26 protein-coding genes are annotated in these 20,910 nt (G+C 55.2%); 2 read left to right on the forward strand and 24 right to left on the reverse strand.

The features are described 5' to 3' along the window. Positions 1-969 precede the first annotated feature (969 nt). The 7 genes from A0W33_RS20345 to A0W33_RS20375 all read right to left on the reverse strand — a co-directional run bounded on the left by A0W33_RS20345 (position 970) and on the right by A0W33_RS20375 (position 5,460). Positions 970-1,908 (reverse strand): ArdC family protein, encoded by a 939-nt coding sequence (locus A0W33_RS20345; protein WP_068840324.1) that lies wholly within the window; start codon positions 1,906-1,908, stop codon positions 970-972. An 18-nt stretch (positions 1,909-1,926) separates the two neighbouring features. Beyond that, entirely contained in the window at positions 1,927-2,118 is a 192-nt protein-coding gene (locus tag A0W33_RS20350) for a hypothetical protein (protein ID WP_068840325.1), read from the reverse strand. A gap of 3 nt (positions 2,119-2,121) precedes the next feature. Next, entirely contained in the window at positions 2,122-2,388 is a 267-nt protein-coding gene (locus A0W33_RS20355) for a hypothetical protein (RefSeq protein ID WP_068840326.1), read from the reverse strand. A 123-nt stretch (positions 2,389-2,511) separates the two neighbouring features. After that, positions 2,512-2,760 carry a hypothetical protein gene (locus tag A0W33_RS20360; protein ID WP_068840327.1) on the reverse strand — a complete coding sequence of 83 codons (249 nt, stop codon included), beginning with the start codon at positions 2,758-2,760 and terminating at the stop codon, positions 2,512-2,514. Between the two features lie 448 nt (positions 2,761-3,208). Further along, positions 3,209-3,649 carry a beta-barrel fold lipoprotein gene (locus tag A0W33_RS20365; protein WP_068840328.1) on the reverse strand — a complete coding sequence of 147 codons (441 nt, stop codon included), beginning with the start codon at positions 3,647-3,649 and terminating at the stop codon, positions 3,209-3,211. A 70-nt stretch (positions 3,650-3,719) separates the two neighbouring features. Further along, positions 3,720-4,820 carry a DUF3991 domain-containing protein gene (locus A0W33_RS20370; RefSeq protein WP_068840329.1) on the reverse strand — a complete coding sequence of 367 codons (1,101 nt, stop codon included), beginning with the start codon at positions 4,818-4,820 and terminating at the stop codon, positions 3,720-3,722. 13 nt (positions 4,821-4,833) lie between these two features. Further along, positions 4,834-5,460 carry a DUF4099 domain-containing protein gene (locus A0W33_RS20375; protein ID WP_068840330.1) on the reverse strand — a complete coding sequence of 209 codons (627 nt, stop codon included), beginning with the start codon at positions 5,458-5,460 and terminating at the stop codon, positions 4,834-4,836. 135 nt (positions 5,461-5,595) lie between these two features. On the opposite strand from A0W33_RS20375, the gene A0W33_RS20380 reads away from it, so the two are divergent. Continuing rightward, on the forward strand, positions 5,596-6,207 hold the full coding sequence (locus A0W33_RS20380; RefSeq protein WP_071890980.1) for a M23 family metallopeptidase: 612 nt from the start codon (positions 5,596-5,598) through the stop codon (positions 6,205-6,207). Here A0W33_RS20380 and A0W33_RS20385 read toward each other — a convergent pair. Further along, positions 6,190-6,540: a helix-turn-helix domain-containing protein gene (locus tag A0W33_RS20385; RefSeq protein WP_068840332.1), complete on the reverse strand. Its 351-nt coding sequence runs from the start codon at positions 6,538-6,540 to the stop codon at positions 6,190-6,192. The two genes, A0W33_RS20380 and A0W33_RS20385, sit on opposite strands and share 18 nt — an antisense overlap. Positions 6,541-6,553: 13 nt before the next feature. Further along, positions 6,554-8,521, reverse strand: a complete 1,968-nt coding sequence (locus tag A0W33_RS20390) for a type IV secretory system conjugative DNA transfer family protein (RefSeq protein ID WP_068840333.1) — start codon at positions 8,519-8,521, stop codon at positions 6,554-6,556. Between the two features lie 422 nt (positions 8,522-8,943). On the opposite strand from A0W33_RS20390, the gene A0W33_RS21290 reads away from it, so the two are divergent. Next, complete coding sequence (locus tag A0W33_RS21290; RefSeq protein ID WP_262502158.1) at positions 8,944-9,066, forward strand: hypothetical protein; 123 nt, start codon at positions 8,944-8,946, stop codon at positions 9,064-9,066. 3 nt (positions 9,067-9,069) lie between these two features. Here the strand turns inward: A0W33_RS21290 and traN are convergent, their stop codons facing one another. The 15 genes from traN to A0W33_RS20465 form a co-directional block, all read right to left on the reverse strand. Further along, on the reverse strand, positions 9,070-9,861 hold the full coding sequence (traN, locus tag A0W33_RS20400; protein WP_068840335.1) for a conjugative transposon protein TraN: 792 nt from the start codon (positions 9,859-9,861) through the stop codon (positions 9,070-9,072). A gap of 1 nt (position 9,862) precedes the next feature. After that, positions 9,863-10,996: a conjugative transposon protein TraM gene (locus A0W33_RS20405; RefSeq protein WP_068840336.1), complete on the reverse strand. Its 1,134-nt coding sequence runs from the start codon at positions 10,994-10,996 to the stop codon at positions 9,863-9,865. After that, entirely contained in the window at positions 10,983-11,336 is a 354-nt protein-coding gene (locus A0W33_RS20410; RefSeq protein ID WP_082815413.1) for a hypothetical protein, read from the reverse strand. Before A0W33_RS20410 ends, A0W33_RS20405 begins: the two co-directional genes overlap by 14 nt. Beyond that, on the reverse strand, positions 11,314-11,922 hold the full coding sequence (gene traK, locus A0W33_RS20415) for a conjugative transposon protein TraK (protein WP_068840337.1): 609 nt from the start codon (positions 11,920-11,922) through the stop codon (positions 11,314-11,316). Before traK ends, A0W33_RS20410 begins: the two co-directional genes overlap by 23 nt. Before the next feature lie 12 nt (positions 11,923-11,934). Further along, positions 11,935-12,930 (reverse strand): plasmid transfer protein, encoded by a 996-nt coding sequence (locus A0W33_RS20420; protein WP_068840338.1) that lies wholly within the window; start codon positions 12,928-12,930, stop codon positions 11,935-11,937. Further along, positions 12,927-13,052, reverse strand: coding sequence for a hypothetical protein (locus A0W33_RS21295; protein WP_262502159.1), 126 nt, complete (start codon positions 13,050-13,052; stop codon positions 12,927-12,929). Before A0W33_RS21295 ends, A0W33_RS20420 begins: the two co-directional genes overlap by 4 nt. Next, the gene (locus tag A0W33_RS20425; protein WP_068840339.1) at positions 13,052-13,669 is read right to left on the reverse strand and encodes a hypothetical protein; all 618 of its coding nucleotides are present in this window, start codon (positions 13,667-13,669) and stop codon (positions 13,052-13,054) included. The genes A0W33_RS21295 and A0W33_RS20425 overlap by 1 nt, the downstream gene beginning before the upstream one ends. A gap of 4 nt (positions 13,670-13,673) precedes the next feature. Then, on the reverse strand, positions 13,674-14,345 hold the full coding sequence (locus tag A0W33_RS20430) for a plasmid transfer protein (protein WP_068840340.1): 672 nt from the start codon (positions 14,343-14,345) through the stop codon (positions 13,674-13,676). After that, positions 14,320-16,764, reverse strand: a complete 2,445-nt coding sequence (locus A0W33_RS20435) for a TraG family conjugative transposon ATPase (protein ID WP_068840341.1) — start codon at positions 16,762-16,764, stop codon at positions 14,320-14,322. The genes A0W33_RS20430 and A0W33_RS20435 overlap by 26 nt, the downstream gene beginning before the upstream one ends. Before the next feature lie 29 nt (positions 16,765-16,793). After that, the gene (locus A0W33_RS20440; RefSeq protein WP_068840342.1) at positions 16,794-17,111 is read right to left on the reverse strand and encodes a DUF4133 domain-containing protein; all 318 of its coding nucleotides are present in this window, start codon (positions 17,109-17,111) and stop codon (positions 16,794-16,796) included. Next, entirely contained in the window at positions 17,111-17,407 is a 297-nt protein-coding gene (locus A0W33_RS20445) for a DUF4134 domain-containing protein (protein ID WP_068840343.1), read from the reverse strand. Before A0W33_RS20445 ends, A0W33_RS20440 begins: the two co-directional genes overlap by 1 nt. Before the next feature lie 29 nt (positions 17,408-17,436). Then, the gene (locus A0W33_RS20450; RefSeq protein ID WP_068840344.1) at positions 17,437-17,790 is read right to left on the reverse strand and encodes a hypothetical protein; all 354 of its coding nucleotides are present in this window, start codon (positions 17,788-17,790) and stop codon (positions 17,437-17,439) included. A gap of 45 nt (positions 17,791-17,835) precedes the next feature. Continuing rightward, positions 17,836-18,183 (reverse strand): hypothetical protein, encoded by a 348-nt coding sequence (locus tag A0W33_RS20455; RefSeq protein WP_068840345.1) that lies wholly within the window; start codon positions 18,181-18,183, stop codon positions 17,836-17,838. A gap of 116 nt (positions 18,184-18,299) precedes the next feature. Further along, positions 18,300-18,935 (reverse strand): ParA family protein, encoded by a 636-nt coding sequence (locus tag A0W33_RS20460; RefSeq protein ID WP_068840346.1) that lies wholly within the window; start codon positions 18,933-18,935, stop codon positions 18,300-18,302. 11 nt (positions 18,936-18,946) lie between these two features. Continuing rightward, positions 18,947-20,518, reverse strand: a complete 1,572-nt coding sequence (locus A0W33_RS20465; RefSeq protein WP_068840347.1) for a relaxase/mobilization nuclease domain-containing protein — start codon at positions 20,516-20,518, stop codon at positions 18,947-18,949. Positions 20,519-20,910: the final 392 nt, after the last annotated feature.

Consider the following 20,910-nt stretch of genomic DNA (forward strand, 5'->3'; position numbering starts at 1 on the left):
TACCCAGCCTTGCAGGCAAGTTTATTAAATTCTTAATTACTGCTGCTTTGAATCTGGTGTAAACACAGAGGCAACCGATGCGCATCTCAGCGGTCGGCTCCTCTTTCCTGTAGCAAAGTACACTTACCATGTATTGGGAGCGGCAATGCGTATGAACGGATGACGGTGTCGGTAGCTTTTATTTCGTGTTTGTCAGCCCTTCAGCCGGAGCCAGCCACTGCCCTCCAGCAGGGCGTTGCGCACCCGGCGCAGGTCATACAGGGCATGGGCATAGGCTTCTCCGGCGGTGCCCGGATCCGCTGCCAAGTATTCGGCCAGGGTGGTGTACGCCTGGTCCAGGGACTCTGCCAGGCCCAGGGGACCGTCATCGGCCATCACCGCCCGGAGCAGTGGGGCCGTGTCATAGGGCCGGTGGGGCGGGCATTCCTGCTGGAGCGGCGCGGAAGGAGTCCCGCCCGGTGTCGGAGGTGTGTTTTTCTCTTGCATGGCTTTCATAAAGTTAAGGCCGCTGTATCCATCCGAGAGCTCCTGTTCGTGCACATGTATGCCGCTGGTCCGCTAGAGGTTCACGCCTGCCTTAGGACCTGCTGGGACCTGTGCCGGGCTGATTTATTCCTGGATGACTAACTTGGCTGTTGCATTATAGGACATTGTGTATGATTAAAGATAAAAGGAGGTGACTTGACTGGCTAAGCTACCACTTACGGCATCATAACACAAGGTAGATTTTCGGCTTTTTGTAACACGGTCCATCTCCCTTCTATATGTCGTGAAGTCCCTTTATCGCGTGTAAATACACCTTGTTGGCCACGATAATGGCCATTTCTGCTTTCCATGTAACATCAGGGAGGTAGTGCAAAAGCGAGGGAAACTAAAAAAGCCGCCCGAAAACCCAACCTGTCCCAGGGGGCAAGTCGGTTCATCGAAGGACGTAGGGTTGCCCGGCAGCACCAGGCAACCCTTCCTTTTTCAGGCGGCCACGGCGGGCAACCCTTCCCTGTTTTCCGCCGCCTGCAGGCCCAGAATAAAGGTAGCCGCTTTGAAAGCCCTGGCGCTGGCGTAGACAAGCATTGTCCTGTCCGCCTTGAAAACACGCATCCAGCCCTGCAGGTAGGCAACGGAGTTATGGAACACTTCTTCCTTGATGCCGGTGAAGGCGCAGAGGAAAGAGGCGCCCATCTCGGCGATCAGCTCTTCTTTGCCGTAGTTCTCGTCTCCGAAGCGGCCGGCTTTCCCCTGATCCCTGAAGCGGTTGAGCCGGGCGGGGTGACCTGTGGCATGGATCAGCTCGTGGAACAGGGTGGCGTGGTAGGCTTGGGAGGAGTTAAAGCGCTTTCGTTCCGGCAGCTGTACCCTATCCGTTTCTGGGGCGTAGTAGGCCTGTAAACCACCGTGCGCGATGCGGGGCTGCGGCAGGGGAAAGTGCTCCACCACGCGCTGGCAGGCTGCCAATAGCTGCACCTCAGTGCGCTCCAGGGGAGCGGGCAGGGCAAAATCCACGCCTTCCACCTGGTCCAGGTTGAACACGGTCCAGATAAACGGAACGAACGTTTTGGCGTGCCCCTCCTTTTCCTCCTCCTCCTGGCCGGCAGCGCTTTTCCCCGCTTTCCCCTTACTGGTTTTCCAATAGATGACAGGGGTTCCCTTCTCGCCCTTCCGCACGTGCCCACCCAGCTCCTGCGCCTGTTTAAAGGTGAGGAAGTAGGGCGTGGTGAAATTTCTTTCTTCGGTGATGTAGTGAAGGTAAAAGGCGTTGAAGCCTTCGTAGTGCCTGCCGGAGAGGTAGTTCTTTGGTAGCCCATAAGAGGTCCATGGCTTCTGCCAGGGTACTTTTCCCTGCTCCAGCTGCGCCATTATTTCACTTGTTACCTGCTGCGCCAGTTGATCTAGCTTTTGATATGAGTTCATAGCGGTAAATGTTTAGGATTATCCAGTTTTCAATCGTTTCACTATGTAAAGCCTTTCCTGAAGCCCCTCCAGCTTAGCTTTTGCCTGCTCAGGGGTCCAGGTGAAGCGTACCAGGCAGATGGCGGCGGCCTCCCTGGAGGTCATTCGGCCGGTTCCCCTTAGCATCAGGATGGTATCCCAGAGAAGTGCTTGTGTCGTTTCGGCTGCCATGGCTCATACCTCCCACATTAGGTCCAGCGCAGCCATGTACCGCTTAGAGTCAGCGCGCTTCATGGCAACAAGGAAGTTCTTTGCCCATTGCTCGTTTTGGGTTCTTTCCTCTTCTTTAGAAGTGTTTGAGTAAATACATGCCCCATCGCGGCATATGCGGATCTGGCGTTGCTTCACCCGTCCGGTGCTGCCGATCTTTTTGAAGGTTCTGAAGCTCACGGTGTACTGGGAGACTTCAGTGACGTTGGTAGTAATCGATATTGCTTTCATAACTATGTTACATATATACAACATAAGAGATAAATAAAAAAGGCTCCTTGTGTGCCTCTTCTAATAGGTTATACGCTAAAAGTACTACCTATGTTTTATATATACAACATACAAATTAAAAAATTATGCTTTCCCTTTCTCCCATCTCTTGGTCTCGGTGGGGTAGCTTCTTATTTTAGAGATAGTCTTTTCCGGTGGGAATTCTTCCGTGTTGATATACCGCTTGGTTGAGCCGTCCGGCTGCGGTAACTCCTCGACTCCCAGCAACTCGTTTTTGATGCGGTTATTAATGGCCGTGGTAGACACCCCACACAGTTTAGCATACTGGTAGGGGCTCACATACTTAGTATACATTGGTTTGTCTGTGGCCATAGCAATAGGATCTTACGCAAATATATCCCGCTTGTTTTATATGTACAACATAAACATGGGAATTCTCTTTTTCTTCCCTTTTGTCTTTCTATACCAGGTGTCGGTGCTGTACAGGGCAGTGTTTACCACGGGAGAAGGGTGCTTACTTTGAGCAGGACAAAGAGGCAATCGGGCCACGTGATATTAAATGCCTGTTTGAAGAAGCCTTTATGTATGTTGCATAACTGATGATTACCCATCTTATACTGTCTACCCAAGGTTCCAGGTAATCAATGAGCGCGGGGCTTGCTTTGCTGCGGGTAGGGGAAGCCCTCTGTTTGATCAGCTGAAGCATGAAGATGAGCCATCTGAGGGCGCGCGCACGGGAGGCTCTCCGGCAAATTAGCATCATTTGGCGGAGTGCTGGACGGTGGGGAGCGAAGCTTGCGGGGGCTATTGCTTGGGCTTATCAGTTAGCCTTGTAGCTTAGCTCTTTGTTTACAGCATCCGAGTCCTGATCATACAGATAGGTGCTTTCGTCAATAACCTCCCCGTTTCGGCTAACTGTTATCTTCATGGCCATCGCGGCGGGAGCGTCGGCAACAGGGGAGAAGCCCACAGTGGTGCTGATGTCCAATTCGCCCACGCCCTCGGCCTCGTAGGAATAGCTGCCACCCTCCAGGTCCTCATTGTAGAGCACGGTCGGCATGGGCTCGCCGGTGTCGGTATCCTCGAAATCACCGCCGCTTATCCGGACAATTTTCGTGAACTTCTCATACCCGCCCGTTTGCTGCAGGTCCACACGGAAGGTAGCCGTTTCAGGCAGCGGATCACCGTGCTGGGAATCTTTGCAACCGGTAAGCACCAGGGCAAATAATAAAAGGGAGGGGAGACTGTAGCGTGTTTTCATGGTTTCAGGGATTATCGCTTGAACGAAGTAACGTTGGTAATCAGGATGCTATATGTTTACTGTGTTTCCATCACCTCCTGGCCGAAAAAACAGGTTTCAAGGGCGACAGGGACGGGTGAAGCATGTCGTTAAAGTCTTTCATGCCACGGGCTTTGTGCACGTGGAGGCCCGAGCGTACGCCTGATTCCCGCTCAAAGGCACTTAGGCTTAGCTTGGGTACGGGTAGCTCAAAGAGGCGGCCGCTCACATTGAACAGCAGGCTGTCGGACTGCTTCTTAAAGGAGGTTTCCCTGCCGGAGATGGCAGAGGCCAGCACGATGTCGTACACCCGGCCCTGGTAATCGTTGTCAAACAGCGTGTGCTTGGCCGCCAGTGGCCACTGCTCCAGCGCCAGCTTCACCTGGTGGCGGGCGATACCGCCGCCGAACGAAATAAACACGGAGGAGGCCAGGTCTATTTCCTTTCGCTTGAGTTGGTAGAAGCTCATGATGTCAATGGGGTTCTCCCCAAAGTAGACGTTGCGGGTGCGCGCCGGCGCGCCGGCGAAGTCCGCTATCCAGGAGCCGCTCCGGCGGTCCGAGCCGGCGGCTACGCTCTTGAATCCGTAGTTCCTTAGGTCATATCCCACCACCTCAGTGCTGCCCGCCCTGGTGAGCGGGAAGGCGATATTGGCATAGGATTTATCAGGTGCCTTTGCCGTATCCTTCACAAGGCGAAGGAAGGGAAGGAATTTCTCCACAGTCTCAGGTAAAAGCCCGCGCTCTTTGGTGAGGTAGTGGAGTCTTTCCAGGCTTACCGGCTCGGGTGCATAGCGGCTTGTTGTGAACGCCTTCGGTGGGGGAGGGGCAAAGAATGGTTTAACAGGCTGCGGCTCATGGGCAAGACGCGCGAGCACTTTGTTGATGCCTTCCGCCTGGGATTGGTATACTTCGTTGAACCTGGGGAGTCTGTTGGCTACAAAGTCAATCACAGAGCCCCGGTCTACACTGCCGTCCCGGTTAAAGTACAGCTGCCGGGCGCAGTCATGGGGATTGCTGATGATCACCGTGTCCCCGTCCGGGTGTTTGTACTCCAGACGGCGCTTCCCCTTCTGCAGGTTCACCTGGTAACCCAGCGACTCCGCCACCTGGGTGATGGGCACTTTCTCCCGAAATTCTCTGAAGGTAGTCATAGCTCACATGGTTTCAGCGCTTAGGGCCGGGCGGCTTCACCTCGCCCTCCGAGCGGCTGATTCCCTGCTGCGGCGTTTCCGCGCTGGCAGTAAAGCCCCTTGGCTGGGTCAGGTCCACGCGGGCCCGAATAATTTGGTTTGTATCTTTCGTCTCCAGCTCCACCACCTTGCCCTGGCGCAGCCGCTCCTTCTGATCGGCGGAGAGCACCACGTCCTTGATGGCGCTGGGTACTACGAAGTCGCGCACCCTGGCCCGGACGATTTCGTTTGTCTCGGGGTCAAGCTGAAAGAAGTGCTTCTCCGTTTCCCCGTTTTTGGCGGTGTGGTCGCGGAGCAGGAGCTCGCCCCGCTTGAGCTGCTCTATTTCCTTTTCAGTGGCACCGATGTCGTTTCGGACGTGCGCCCGCACTGGATGCACCTGTATCGAGAGGGAGTTGTCGGGGTTTCGGAAAAGCGAAAGCTTTACATCGGCCTCAACCCGCTGGCCGCCGCTAAGCTCCAGGTGGAGCGTCATCAGGCTTGTGCGGTTACCGGACAGCATGCTGGCAAGGTTTTCCGGCTTCATGTCCAGGACATCCTTCCTGCTTAGTCCCAACTTCTCAAACTGGGCATACGGTAAATCCTTTATGTCGAAATGCATATTTATTCTTATAACGTATATTAAAAATAAAAATATAAAAAACGAGCATAAATTAAGTAGGATATATCTAATTTATGTAAAAGGTCATGCTACAGCAGCATGTATCGCTGTGCGGTTTTCCTAGTTTATATAGCTATGTTAAAACTTTGTTTGATTTCGTTGCTGTTGTGCTGTGCCTGGCAGGCGCTCGGTCAGTTCAATACCGTCCGGAAGGTGAAGCGCTTGCCCTCCGTTGAGGTGATCCCGCCACCGGAGCAGGGATTCAGGTCGGATATCGCGGACCTTGCAGTGCCGGATAGCACCAGCCAAGCGAAGCTGGTGCTGACGCTCTCCATGCCCCTGCAGCGGCCTGTCACCAACAGTCCGTACGGGCAGCGGGCAGACCCGCTATCCGGCAAAATAGCCATGCACTGGGGAGTTGACTTCAGGGCCGACCGGGACACCGTGCTAGCCATTATGCCTGGCAGGGTGAAGGAGATCGGCTACAGCCGGGGGCTGGGCAACTATATCGAAGTGGAGCATGGGGCCTACAGCAGCGTTTACGGCCACCTTTCCCTAATTCTTGTACGGGAGTCGGCGGTGGTACCGGCTGGCGCGGCGCTGGCCATCACCGGCAGCACGGGCCGCAGCACAGGCGAGCACCTGCACTTTACCCTCAAGCACCGGGGACGAACGGTTAACCCCACCCCGTACCTAAATGCCATCTACCGCCGCATTGAAGGCGGCAGGCTATCGAACCAACCTTAAGAGCTTCTTCACCTCGCTGAACTGGTGGGAAATTTCGCCCTCCAACAGCGTAAGCTTCTCCAGGGCGATGTTGTTGTAAAGTGTCGTAGTGGGGTCCTGCGGCGGCATAACGATCTCAAAGGCATCGGTAAAAACGAACTTAACCTGGTGGGTGCTGCCGTAGAACTCGAAAACCTGCAGGAGCAGGTCGATACTGCCCCCCTTGCCGTTCTCCATCTTGGAAATCTGCGTTTGGCTCACGCCCATGGCGTCGGCAATGTTCTTCTGTGAGAGGCCCAGGGACGTGCGGAGAAAGATTAGCTTCTCGCCAATATCGGACAAGGTGATGTTCATATGGATATGGTCTTCATGCTTGAAAACGGGCTACAAGTGACGCGATGTCCCTGTTAATCCTGATAAAGTTGTTTTCAAGCTTGGCGGAACGGGAGGCGGCTGATCCAAATTTATAAAATATTGGCATATCCACGTATGCTTCCTCTTCTTTTAAAATACTTTTCAGGTCAAGGGCTATCTTACAGTTGTAGGTGGAGCTGACGTGCTGCCCATCGTAGACGGCATGGTCAAAGGCCACCTGCCCCACCAGCTCACCGGCACGCAGGTTGGCGATCTTGGAGGCCGGGATGAGCGAACCCATCTCCTCATTGATGCTGATGGAGGTGTGGTTGCGGTCAATGCTCAGTCCCTGCTTCTGCTGGCGCACCCGGCCGAATATCTTCTCCAGCCAGTCAAGTGTTTCCCTGTTCCTGACAGAGCCGGAGAGCACGTTTGCGGCCACCGAGCAGATTGTGTCTGCCGCTTCCCTGCCATACTGCTGGCGAAGCTGTGGAAGCTCCTGAAGGCCCAGCAGCACGGCTATCTTGTTGCTCCGGGCTGTGGCTATCAGGTTTTCGACCTTGTGTACGTAAAGGGTGGGCGACTCGTCCACAATCAAACCGCACGGGATATTGCCTTTGGAGTTGATGAGCTTGGTAAGCCGGTTTAGGATAAGGGCGTTGCAGGCGCTGTTGATGCTCTGGGTGGAGGGATCGTTGGCGATCACCAGCACCGACGGGGCCTCTGGGTTCGTGATCTTCAATTCAAAGTCATCCCCGCTTAGCACCCAGAATGTTTCCTTGGTGGCCAGGCGGCCTATGTTAATCTTGAGCGTACCGATCTGCCCCTCCAGCTGGTCAAATGCCTTGTTTATATAGGCAGTGCGGAAGGGGGAAAGCAAACTCATAAGCTGCGGCTCTGTAAAGAGCAGGTCGAATATCTCGTCATAGCCTTGGTTGATAAAGGCCATCACGTGCGGAAAGGTGGAGTAGCGGCCCCCATCGTGCCTGCTAAGAAAGAAGATGCAGCTGGCCAGGAAGTTTACGGCCGACTGCGTGAAGAACTGCGCCGCGCCCGATTCCTTGTCGTTCCTGGTGAGTGACTGCAGGAGCGCCTCGGCTGTCTCCGTGGCATCGGCCAGCGTGGGCAGGTACTCGGGCTTTAGCGGGTTAAAGCGGCGGCTGTGCTCGACGCTGTTGAAGTTCACCACATGGAACTTGTGCTGCTTCAGCACGCCCCGCTTCTTATTGACCAGGTAGTGATAATAGGCGATCCTGCCAAGGTCGGGAAACTTGAAGTCGTACACGGCCATCGAGAAGCCTTTGGCCAATAACTGCTTGATAAACGGGTTCACTACCGAGAAGGACTTACCGGATCCCGGCGTGCCGATCAGCAGCGTAGCCCGGAACGGGTTGACGATGTTGAGCCAGCCTTTGTTGATCTTGCGGCGGTAGTAGAAGTGCATCGGGATGTTGACCGAGTAGGGCGTTTCCATTAGCTTGCGGCTTTGCTCAAACGACTCATTCTCCACGTTGAACTTATCCTTTAGCAGGCCGCCCTGGATGTGCTTGGAGACATTATCGAGGGCCACATGGATAAGCACAGCCCCTATAAGCGAGAAAGCCATGTAGCCCGCCTCAAACACCGTCACGCCGTAAAGCAGCACGTCCGGCGTCACGTAGAAGTAGAATACCCCGGCTCCCAGGAACAGCCCAATGCCCAGCACCAGCGGCAGGAAGATGTGCTTTACCCGGCTATGGCTTAAACTCTTCTGCCCTTTGGTCCCGATGGATACGATCACGATCAACAGAAAGGTGAATGCTTTGGAGTAATAGATGTTGTCGTAGATCGGGATGCGACCCAGCTTCTCGAGCACTGGCGCCGCCACAGCAAGTACCGGGTGGTGTGAGAGGATAAGCACAGTAAACTCGGTAAACAGGGAAACATAGATAAGCCCCTGCAGGAAGGTGTACAGCTTCTTGATGTCGCTTGATTCGTCCATATGTTACTGTCTTTTTTACAGAGGGTAAAATAATATTATCTTGTAATCAGTTAGAATAAAGCGCTTACTTCTAAGGTGAGCGCTGTTTAGTGTTGGAAAGAGGAGCCCTCGGGTTCCTCTTTTTATGCCCGTCACCTGCTTCCGCTGTGGCGGTTCTTCTGCTCTTTCAGCAAATTCAGTATTTCCCGGTATCCCTTTTAAGTGTTTTCAGCTAGACGTTATCTTACTCGCGTTTAATTTCTTTGCATTGTGTTTTTTGAATTCGAAAGAAGGGAGTGGACATGGGGAAGTACTTCAAAATAAAACTAGAGCTTGATAATAGCTCGGCAGGGCTGTGGGCCCCTATTATGGCAAATAGTGCTGGCGAAGCTGTTGTAAAGGCAGATGAGCGGTGTTTTGGAACACCTTTTACAATTTGCGGTATGTCGGTTACAGAGATCGACATAATCGAGTACCGCAGTCTCCTCACAGAACCCGCCAAAAAGTATAACCTCTTCTCATTAGATGCCGCGTTCATGAACTATAAACTAGACACGGGGTACTGAAAGTTATAGCGTGTCAGCGTTAAGCACATCCCGGTAGTTCACCTTCATCGAGATCGTGCGGCCCGAGACCTGCTCCTCCGACACCTCCATGTTAAAGACCTTCTCATCTGGGAAGGTGAAGCGCTTGAAGACGTACACGTTGCGGTACTTGCGTTTGAAATTGTCCGCATCGTAGAGCGTAAACACCGGCTCCACCTCCAGCTGCTGAAAGTTGGTTGCCTTCAGCACCTTCCTGTCCTCAATCTTAAAGCGCACCTGGTCGATGGCGTAGGGGATGTTGGTGCGGTTCTTCATGGTCACGTCCACAAAGAAGTAGTCGCCCACCGTGTAAATGTTGTTGAGCTGCAGCTGCACCTTTTGCTTCGTAGCTGACACGTGGCGCATCTCGGGCCGCTGCTGGACGGCAAGCAGGGCAAAGCGCTGCATTTCCTCGTGGCTCATCGAGACGGCCGGGTTCAGGTACTCGTCGATGTTGGTGGGGTCGATCCTTACCTCTGAATCGGCTTTGGAGGGCGAGGCGGCATACACGAGCTTGTACTGGATCATAAACCTTTCGCCCACCACTGTCACCACACCCAGGGTAGGCTTGCCGTTCTTTGGTTTGATGCGAAGTATATTGGCAACGGGAATATCGCCTGCGACGTCATCGGTCGAGATGTCCACGTAGGTGATCGGCTCGGGGCTGACCAGGTGCGTGGAAATGTCCTTGTGCACGTAGAGCACCACCGGCTCTGCCTGCCCGAAACCAGCGTAGGAGAGGAGCAGCAGGGAGAATAGCGTTAGTAGCTGTTTCATATTACTTTTTTGCTTTGTTGTCAATCAGGTACACGACTGTGTTGTATTTGAGCCTGGCCTTATTCTTCCGGATAGACTTGCCCGCGGCCTGCGTGGCGGTCTGGGCCATGCGGTCCATCATCGCGTAAAGCATCTGCGCGGAGTTGTCGGGGTTGTCGCCGAAGGTGATGGACTGGCCGGAGGAGGCGTTGCTGCCCAGCTCCTTTGTGAAGTTCCGAAACTGCGAGTCGGGCACGTACAGGCCTTTCATCCCGTCATTGTCGTAGATACTCATGCGCACCGGCAGGATCTCATCGCCCACCAGTATGGAGCTCACAGTGACCTCCACGCGCTGGGCACTGAAGCCCGTCACGGTGCCGTAGAGGTAGCTGCCCTTGTCGATCTGAGTTTCCCCCACATAGATAGCATCCAGCAGCCTGACGCGAATCCTGCCCCCGTCACGCACCTTTAGCCCCTCATCCAGCATTGCCTTGATAAACTGCTCGTCATCGCTGCCGCCGACCGTGTTGAAGTAGGCGATGTTAGGATTTAGCGTCTTTCTTACGGCGAGTGCCTCCGGCTCCTTTGGCTCTGGTTTAGGGGCTGTTGCGGCTTTTCGCTCCGGCTCACTTCCGGCGCGGCCCAGGCTGTCGACATAGGCCATCTGCTCGCGGAACAGGCGCATTTCCTTCTCATAATCCGACTCTCTTTTCACGGCAGGCCTGCGTGCAGGCGCAGCGGTGTAGCGTTCCCGATCCTGCCGCTCCCCCACGCGCTCCATGAAGCCGGGAGAGGGCTTGTTGGATAGTATCTGGTTGTTGATGCTGTCGAGCATGGCCTGTTCCTCGGCGGTGTAGGCGCTGCCGTACGCGCGCTCCGCCTTGGTCTGCTCCAATCCCCGAATGGCCGAGTAGTCGGTGCGGTACTTGTGCTCCTGCTGCGAGGCGTTGAACTTGTCCATCACCGGGCGCTTGGCAAGGTTTGCGTCCGGCAGGGAGGTGTTGAGCGTCGTGGTGTCGGCCTGCATAACCGCCAGTTGCTCGTCTGTGCTCACCGGCTGGAAGGTGTCCAGGTACAGGTAGTTGAAGATGAACAGGAAAGGCAGTACGATAAGCGGCAGGATGTAGCGGCCGCTCTTGAAGTCAATCTTTCTCATGGATGATACGGTTTAGCTGTTGGTCCATATCCTTTAAAAATGCACTGTCGCGCGCTGTCAGGCTGTCGGGGTTGATGGCCTGCACCGCCGAGTAGAGGCGCAGCAGCTCCAGCATATCCGCCGTTGGCGCGGGCGTGGCGGGCTGTGCCTGGTGGAGTTGCCGGAAGATGCCATCGAGGGAGGAAGCTTCGCATTCCTTCCGGAAGAAAAGCAGCCACACAAGGCCCATGCCCATTACCGCGAACATCGCCGCGATCATAAAGCGCGGCCTCTGGTTGGCCCACCCCGCCGCTTTCTGCCTTTGGTTGCGGAGCCAGTTAAAAGCTTTTCTTCTCCACATAGTCCAGGTCTTTGTTGACGACTGTTTTCCAGTTCTTGATGAGGAGCCCGTGCGGGTTGTTCTCCGTGCGCGGCACGTCCTGCAGGTGGCCCTCGGTCACCAGTAGCCTGGTGGCGATGGAGGTGCTGCGCTCAATGCGCTGTCTGCCGTAGTAGCGGAAGTGGCGGTTCTCATCCACCTGCACGCTATCGGTTTTGATTGTCAGCACAGCGGAGCTTGCCAGTATGGAGTTGTAGTAGCCTTTCTCCTTGAGGTTGTTGTACTGGGCAAGCCCCGTATCGTCCACCAGGTACATGGCTTTGGAGAGGTTGGCCTTTATGTACTCATCATCGGGGGGCAGCGTGAAGAAAAGCAGGTGAAACATGTTCACGTGCGATTTGTACTCCACCATGCGGTTAGTGCCCTGCGCGCTCTGGCTCACCAGCACCGGCACGTTGTGGTCGAGCACGTAAATGTTCTTGCGCTGCTCGTTGACCAGGCTGTAGGCGAAAAAACACACCACGGCCACCAACACCACCGATGTGATGAAGCTGCCCACGCTCACGGCTAAGGCGAGCTTAATCTTCTTTTCTATGTTGTTGATCATGGCTTTGGGTTTTTACCTTGACATTTTGCGTATGGCCTTCCCGGCACCCCCGGCCACAGAGCCCAAGGCGCTGCCAATGCCGCTTGTGTTGATGATCCAGGTGGAGATGGCCGGGATGGTGAGCATGGCCAGCCCGCCCACAATCAGGCTCACGATGTAGAAGCTTATGTTTCCGGAAGGGTAGGAGACGTAGGCGATAAACATGTCCTCATTATCCATCACGGCCTTGAGAATCTCTATTTCCCGCATCAGCCCGTACTTGATGAGCACAAACGAAATGGACATGACGATATAGCCGATGGCCGAGTAAAGCCCCACCGAGATATAGCGGCCGATCCACGTCAGGTAAGCGTCCTGAAAGCCTGGCAGCACGCTCATGGCAAAGGAGAAGGGGCCCAGTATCACCAATATCCCGGCAAAGATGATCTGCAGGAAAAAAATGATGTAGGTGCAGACCTGAAATAGCAGGATAACAATGTACTCCACCACGCGCATCATTGTAAAATGCATCTTGGCCATGAGCATCAGGTAATAACCCTTCATCTTGTTGAACATCGGCTCCAGGTCAATCCCCATCGTTTCCATCCAGTCGCTTTCCTGCGTCTCGGCCTGCACCTGCTCAAACTCCGCGCTGGAGTCGGAGAGCTTCTTGGCCACGCTGTCCACCAGTGCCACCCGCTGCGTGTGCAGGTCCTGCACCTGGTCTATCTGGCCCTCATACATGGCTCTGGAGGAATCGTTCACCACAGTGAGAGGGAAGTTCACAGCGTCCACGAAACCGCCCCAGAACACGATCACAAGTGCCAGCGCGAAAGGGCGGAACAGGGCCATGTAGCGCAGCGGCTCGTCGCCCACCATCATCTTGTAAGCCTCCATGGCAAAGTAGAGCAGCATGAAGATGGCGGCCAGCGCCTGGGCGTCGGCAATGAAGCTGTCGGCAAGGTCGCGGATGTTGAGGAACAGCCCGTCGAACAGGTCGAAAATCGATTTGTCTATCAGTTCCCTCATCTACCGGCGGGCTTACGCTTTGTATCGGTTGCCTTTTTACTGTCGGCTTTCTTGGCTTTGCTGCGGGCCGCTTTCACGGCAGGCAGGCAACTAGTGGGTGCTTCCATGACTGGTCTTTCCATTACTCTGTAAGTTTGTTGGTTGTGTTAAAAAGGGTGATGATGCGGCGGTAATACCCGCGCAACTCGGTGAGATCCTTGAGGTAGCCCTGGAACGATTCCCCCTTGGCCGCGTCGTCCTCATAGGAGTCGATGGTTAATCCAATGTCTGTGTTGATGCGCTCGCGGTGCTCCATGAGCTTGAGCAGCATATCGGCCTTTACGCCCGCTTTCACGGCCTCCAGGTGCAGCAGGCTTAGCTGCCCGTTCAACTCGTCGATCTTGTTTTTGTAGAGCAGGAGGTAGCCCTTGTTTAGGCTGCGGTCCGCGCCTTTGAACATCTCCTGCCGGTACACCGCGTCGGTGCTCTCCTCCTGCTTTTGAGCCATATCCCGGTTGGCCCACAGCGTGGCCATGGTTGGCGCCAGCTGCAGCATGTTGCGCCGGTCCTCGCCCTTGCGGTACTTGTTGTGGAATAGCACAAAGTACCACTTCGGGTTAAACCGGTTCCAGCGCGTGACCACTTCGCGCTGCATCTGATAACGGGTGTTCTTGCTGTCCACCACCGTAACCGGGGCCTGGGCATTTGCCTGCAGGGAAAGCAGCAGCATGATTGCCAGGATGAGGTAACCCTTTGCCATGGCGCTAGTTCTTCAGTGTTTTGTACTCATCCAGCAGCGAGCGTATAATGGCCTGGCTGTTGTCCGGGTATTGCAGCCCCAGGGGGTTGAGCGTCTTGAACAGACCGGCGTACTTGGCCACGCGCATGCGGCGGGTGATCGAGTAGGAGAGGCCCCGCATGATGCGCAGCTCGTCCACCACGTGCCGGATCAGGTTCAGCCGCTCCGAGTTGCTCATCAGGTTCACATCCGTGCCGACCACGGCCACCTGGTAGATGTAGGTGAACAAATCGGAGGTGCGGTTAATCAGCTCAAGCTCCGTTTTGGCGGCAATGAGCAGCAGCTCCGGATCTCCCTGGGCGATGTCCATCATCTGCCCCTGGTAGGTGCCGATGTCCTGGGCGATGCGGGAGGCGTAGACGATGTTCTTGCTCTGCCCGATGATGGAATGCACTGACTTGAGCGAGTTGTACATTTTCTGCTCCAGCTCCTTTATCTGGATCATCTTAAAGGCGATGCTCTGCTGCAGGGCGGCTATCTCCCCTTCCTTTTCTTTGATGTCTTTTAAGGCCGTCTGCTGCGCTGTGTGATTGACAACGAGCGTAGACACCACCGCCGGGTCGAACACCACCTGCTGGGCGGGTGAGCGCGTGGCCCACAGCAGCATAAGGCTAGTGAAGTACAGGTATTTCTTCATGGCTCCTCCTATGGATTAAGTTTGTGAATTCAGATAGTTTCAGGCCCGAGTCGTGCAGGTCCCGGACAAACAGCTCCAGCGCCTGCCGGTAGGTGGGGTAGCGCCCGATGTAAACCTGCAGCGCCTCTTTCTCGCGCCGCTCCGTGGTAAATGTGAGGTACTCGTAAAGCGACACCTCCACGCCGTACACCTCGCCCGTGGCGCCCCGTTTTATGTAGACTTCCTTGAAGCGGCCGCGCCCCGCTGTGTTGTCGAGCTTGTTGATGGTGAAGATCTTCTTCTGCTCTACCTGGCTAAGGGAGAGCAGCGCCGCTATCTCGTCGAAATTGTCCCGGAACTTGGTCTGGTCGAGCAGGCAGACGGTGTCGGAGTTGTTGATGATGGAGTTCTTCACCACGGCGTTGCCGATGATGTCGTCCAGCTCCTGGGTCACCACGACGGCCTCCCCCCAGAACTTGCGCACGGTCTTGTAGACGTACAGGATATAGCCCGCCATAAGTGGCGAGGCTATGGCTTTCCACGCCTCCTCGATAATGAGCGCCTTGCGGTTTTTCTTGTGGCGCATCTTCTGCAGGAACACGTCCATGATGATGATGGTGGTGATCGGGAAAAGTATCTTATGCTCCTTTATCGCGTCAATCTCAAAGACGATGAACTTCTCATCAAACAGGGCTGAATCCACCGCGTTGTTGAGTATCTGCCCGTACTCGCCGCCCAAACAGAACTTCTTGAGGATGAAGCGGTAGCTGGTGCTATCAAAGGGGATCGCCTCCGACTGCGTGATCTGCCCGATCTTCTCAATGGAGAAGTCATAGAACGACTGAAAGCACAGGTAGGCGCTTTCCCTTTCCTGCTGGTAGAAGTCCTCGTAATAGGCCGCCACCACCGACGAGAGCACGCTATCCTCAATCTGGGTAACGGTGCCGTCAGCGCCTTTCCAGAGCAGGCACACGAGCGATTTGAGGAACTCGCGCTTCTCTTCGTTGTACTCCTCCCGGTTGATGCGGAAAGGGTTCATCGTGATCGGCTCCTCTTCCGAGTAGGTGATGTACTTACCGCCATAATAAGCGCACAGACCGCTGTAGGAGTGGCCTGTATCCACCAGAATCACGTCCGTGTCCTGCAGGGCGTACTGGCGTATCAGGTGGTTCATAAAGAAGGACTTTCCCGATCCGGAGGGGCCCAGCACAAACTTGTTGCGGTTGTTCATGCGGTTGGTCTGGATGGGCATGTCGCTGGTGTCGACGGCCACGGGAATGCCCTGCCTGTCGGAGAAAAAAACCTGAAAGCCCGACTCCTCATCCTTCAACAGCCCTTCCTTGAAGAGCAGGCACAGCGCCGCGTCCGATGTGGTTTGGAAGGTATCGTATGCCTTCAGCTCGGAGGCGTTGCCGGGCAGCATGCACCGGAACAGCTCCATTTGGTTGTAGGCATTGTGCGAGGGAATAATGCCGAGCGAAAACAGCGCGCTCTCAATGTAGTTCACGGCCCGGTCGATGTGCTGCCCGCTGGCCGAAACAAGTATGTTGTAGTGGCTGTGCACCAGCAGCTGGTTATCTTTGGCGATGTCAGCCAGCACGCGGTCAATGTCGGCCACGGCCAGATCGTTGGCGGGGTCGGGCATGGAGGTATGGCGCTTGCGCTTGGCCGTGAGCTTCCCGATCTCCGCCCTTTGGTCCGGAATCTGAATCACCTGGTTGTAGACGAGGCAGTCGGTGGCCGGTACCTTGTGGAGAAAGTGCATCAGGTCCACCGGCAGGGGGTAGCCCAGGTTGATCTCGGTGTGCGGCGTGATCGAGGAGGGAAAGTTGATCTCGTCGATGTCCACCAGCGAAACACTTTTAACCGTTCTCGCGCCAATTTTTAGCCCCTCGTCGCTTGCGCTGAAGTTGTTGAGGCCATAGGCCCCCCCCGAGAAGTTGAAGGCCAGCAGCCGCCCGATTAGCGCTTTGATCTGCGCCTGGTCGAGCACCTGCGGGGTAAAGCCCTTTGACTCCAGCAGCGCCACTACCTTGGTGATGTTGCGCTCGAACGCTTTGAAGTCTTTCTCCTCATAGGTAAAGAAGGCCGAGCGCCTTACGTCCCGTGTTATGGTCAGGTACGTGGTAATATCGCGGTACTCCCTGCCTTCAAACGCCTCGTTGTACTTTTGAGAGAGGAAATCGGATGAGCCGCGCCCGCTGAACTTCTTTAGCGCGAAAATATCCAGTTTCTGCAAGGTATAGCCGGAGCCGAGTAGCTTGATGATGTTGGAAAAGACATAATGAAACGCGGTATAGGCATCCAGGTCCGCGGCGTACTGAAGCACAGGGTTGGTGAGCCGGATGAGGACCGCGTGGTCGCCCGATTCATGGTAGAGCACGTCATGGGTATGGCGGTCTATGCCGATGTAGGGCACGGTGAACTTTTTGCTTTTCATAAAAGGCCGGGTAAAAGGCCCGGAGAGGCTTAGCGGGAGCGCCTGGCACCCACAGCCCCGTTGAACCGGGCCGGGATAATGTAAACACCGTTGGATTTTGTCTTGTCGTGCAGCCCTTTCTTCTGCCTGCTGTTGGTGTAGAGCAGACCCGAGAAGGAAACGGCCAGCAGGCCAAGGAAGCCCATCAGGAAATTGACGGTAACGGAAAGGATCACGGCAGCGAGAAACCCGGCCAGCACGCTGGCAAGCCCCCAGTAGATGTAGCGGCCTTTAAGGGTCTTGAAAACCACGGGCTGCTGTAGCCCCTTGTAAACGGGGAAGCTTGCCGCGTGCCTGTCGAGCGCCATTACACGCCGAAGAATGCCTTTACCACCACGCCCACCAGCATCAGAAACACGCACGAGCCCATCCAGCCCATGATGGACTTCTGCACGTCCTGGTCGCCTGAGTTCCACTTGATGAACACGCGCACGCCGCCTACCAGCCCGACAATGGCACCGATGACAATGATGAGCGTGCCGATGGGGTCCACGTAGGTGGTCAGTTCAGAGGAGGCGGCATCGATACCGGTTACGCCCTGGGCAAAGCCGGTCTGTGCGATGGCCAGCAGGGCCATCGCCGAAAGGGGAAGTTTCTTTCTCATAAAGCTTGTTTTTGTAGTAGGGTTAAAGTTTAAAATATAGACTTTGCATGGGACTTGGCCTCACGAAGGAAGTCATCGAGCGGAATGCCCTGCCCCTCCACGCGCAAGCTATGCGCCTGCTCCAGTGGTGCGTCATCCTCAAACTCCTCCTCGTCTTCCCACTCTTCCTCATCCTGGTAGTCAGCTGGCTCATCGTAGTATTCGTCCTCCACCTCGATGGGCTGCTCCTCCTCGCCTGCCAGCTCGCTCATGTGGTAGACCACGGCCGTATTATCTGCCGCCTTGTGCCCGCCCCTGGCCCTGACCAGGTCAAACAGGATGTTAAGCGTGTAATAGGCCGCATAACAGGAGGTGATGAGCAGAAAGAACGTGCTCCATTCCATAATTCAATAGCTTAAGTAAACACTCCGCTTTGTCTGAAAGCCGGCCTAGTCGATAAGCCGGTTGCTGCGTTTCTCCACCAGCTCCTGTATCAGCCCTTTGTGGCGGCTGAAGAACTCGTGAAGCAGGAAACTTACCAGATGGCTGGACTTGATCTTGGCTTTTTTGCGAAGCAGGTCCAGCACCTCGGCGCTCTCGTCGTCGATGTAAACAGCGCGGCGGTCAAAGTCCATGTCGGCCTTTGCCTCTTCCAGCACCCGGTAAAGCTGCCCAAACCCGCCTGTCTCCAGGGTGCTGCTCACGCTGGGGGCAGCAGGATCGGGCAAGGGCTGCTCCGTGTGTTGGAGCGAGTCCTTGATCCGCTGTAAAACGAGGTTGCTCTTACTGTTGCTCATATGTATTATATTCTTTATAAGACTAATATACGTATTATTATTCTTATAAAGAATATATTTTTTAAATTTATTGAACGAACAAAGCTTACATGATTTGTAAAGCAGCATAAAAAGCTTTAGGCCTTCCCCCTGAAGTAATGGGTATAGATGTAGTCGAAGGCTTCCTGTACCACCTGGCGAGCCTCAGAACCGATGGAAACGGTGTCGATTCGCTGCAGGGCCACGCGCTCGGTTATCTCCGGTGCCAGCTGCCCCAGGGCCGAAAGTGCCTCGCGCACTTTCTCCTTTGTTTCGTACTTGATGTTCTTGTTGAGGCGGGTGGGCAGAAAGACGATGTGGTTGTGGGGGTTCAGGTGACGGGCTACCCGGGCAAACACATGCGAGGACTCAAACACGCTGCGCTCGTAGGCGATGGGGCAGATAAGCAGGTCGGCATCCTTGAGCACGGCCAGTATCGCGTCATCGTCCAGCCTGCCCGGCATGTCGATGAGCACGTGCATGGCGTTTTTGAGCGCGTCCAGGTCAGCCGCATAGGTGGGGTACTCCTCCAGCTCCAGCTTGATCACCTCGTAAAGCGGTTCGTTGTCGTAGAGTTCGCGGTCGCGCTCCCACGTGGCGTACACCGTTTCCTGCTGGTCCATGTCAAAGAGCACGACCTCCTCGCCTTTTTCTAGGGTAAGGTAGTTGGCCAGCAGCACGCAGGTGGTGGACTTGCCGACCCCGCCTTTCTGGTTTGCGATCACAATTTTCATATCGGTAGGGTTTAGCGTTTTCGTTTCCTCTTTTTCCTGCGCTCGCTTTGCTTGTTCTCTCGCTGGCTGTTGGACAGCAGCAACTCAGCGATCAACTCCAGCATGCCGCCTACCGGGGCGCTGCGGTGCTCCAGGCGGCGCGCGGACTCCGGAGCAATGGCTTTATCAGTGTTAAGCGCTGGAATGCCGCCAAAGTCCAGTTTTTGGCTCGTGAGCTTGTTCATGGGGTATATTTCCCTGTCCCTTCTGTCGATTAGGTGATACTTCCCCCCCGATCGGGCCAGGCTCCACTCGTTGCGCTCAAAAATAGCGGGCAGCGTGTGCCCGTTGGCCAGCATGCTGTTGAGCCGGTCAGCCGTGTAGCGGCGCGGCGCCCTGTCTGCCGGGCCGTCCACTTTCAAGCTGCCCGGCTTGAGGTGGAAGGCATGGGTAAGTATCCTGATGTCGGTCTCGCTGGTAATCACGTACTTGTTGGCCTGCCGCAGCCGCTCGTTGTAATGCAGGGCACGCATGCGCTCGGGCTCCACCTGCAGCACCGCTTCCTTCTCACCCTTCCGCTTTACCTTGCCGCTCTTGCTTACTGTAAAGCCGAGGGCGGCCAGCTCTTTCTTGAAGGCGCTAAAGGGTATCTGGCTGTTGGATTTGCTAACCTTTTTTACCACGGCCTCGGCAGCGCCCAACTGCTGGCTCCTGCTCACCGGTGAGAGCAACTCGCTTAGCTTCATCAGCTGCGAGCCTTTGAGTACCTGCTTTTGGGCGTGGTCGATCACCGAGTAACCGTAAGGCGTATCCTGGCCCTTTGCCTGGTGGTAGATGATCTCTACCCCGAACTTCCCCTTCAGGAAAGCCTTGAACTCCCCGGCAGAAAGACCCGGCCTGTACTTGGCAAGCAGCGCCCGCAGTTGCCGTATGCGCTCGTCAGGGGCCGCGTAAGCGCTTATCTTTTTGTTGATGGTGTCTTTGTCCACGGCACTGATGAGCGTGCCGTACTTGACCAGTTCTAGCTGGGTGGGCGTTTCCTTTACCTTCACCCCTTCTAGCTCCAGCAGCAGCCTGAACTGCGCTGGGGTGGAGAAGCTGTAGGCCATCGCCTTGGCTACGTGCGCGCGGATCTCGGTGCCCATATCCTGGAGCATGATTTCCTTTAGGACCTTTTGGGACCGGGTGCGCTCAAAGGAATCGTCTATCTTTCTTCCCTCTCGGTTCACGCGCGTTGAGACGATGTGCACGTGGTTGTTTTGCGTGTCGGAGTGGAAGTAGATCAGGTGCGGGTTCTCCCCGTAGCCCATTTTCTGCAGGTACTGCGCGGCGATTCCCACCAGCTCGGAAGCGTCTTTCTCTCTTCCCTCGCAGGAGAGCACGGCATGGAACTGGGGCTGTCTGACGCGCTGCGCGTTGCTCTCGGATTTGCTCCACGACTGCAGGTAGCTTGTGTAGTCCGCATTGCCCAGCGCCCCCCCAACAGGCTGCAGCATGCCGAAGTTCTCGGCCACCAGCAGCTCGGCAGTTCCTTTCTCCACCTTGTCCTCGTTGTAGCCCACCCCGGCGAAGGTGCCGGCAGAGGAGAGTATCTTTACAATCATAAACTAATATAGCACATCCCCACAACAGCCTTGCCGCCTTGCGCCATGCGTATGGCGCAACCAAGATGCTGCAGCATGATCTATAATCAGAAACCCTGTGCGCCTAATGCTGCACTTGAACGAGGAAATCCCGCACTACACGCGTAATCATGACGATCAGGAAGCTAAACCAAGGGCAATAATGATTTTAAGTAAGCCCATGGGCTAGGAGTGGAAAAAAGTAATGGGTATTTATGCCAACAGCTACAGGAAAGCAGAAAAAAGGTAACTGGGAGAAAAGTAAGAGGAGCAGCAGCCTTTTTAGGTGCTGCTGTTGTGCAGTAAACATTAAATCCCTTAGCGATTACCTTCGCATAAGACAACAGGCGCGCTTAGGAGTGCCTGTTGTCTTT

Origin of the sequence: Pontibacter akesuensis (assembly GCF_001611675.1) — a bacterium.
Classification (GTDB): Bacteria; Bacteroidota; Bacteroidia; order Cytophagales; family Hymenobacteraceae; genus Pontibacter; species Pontibacter akesuensis.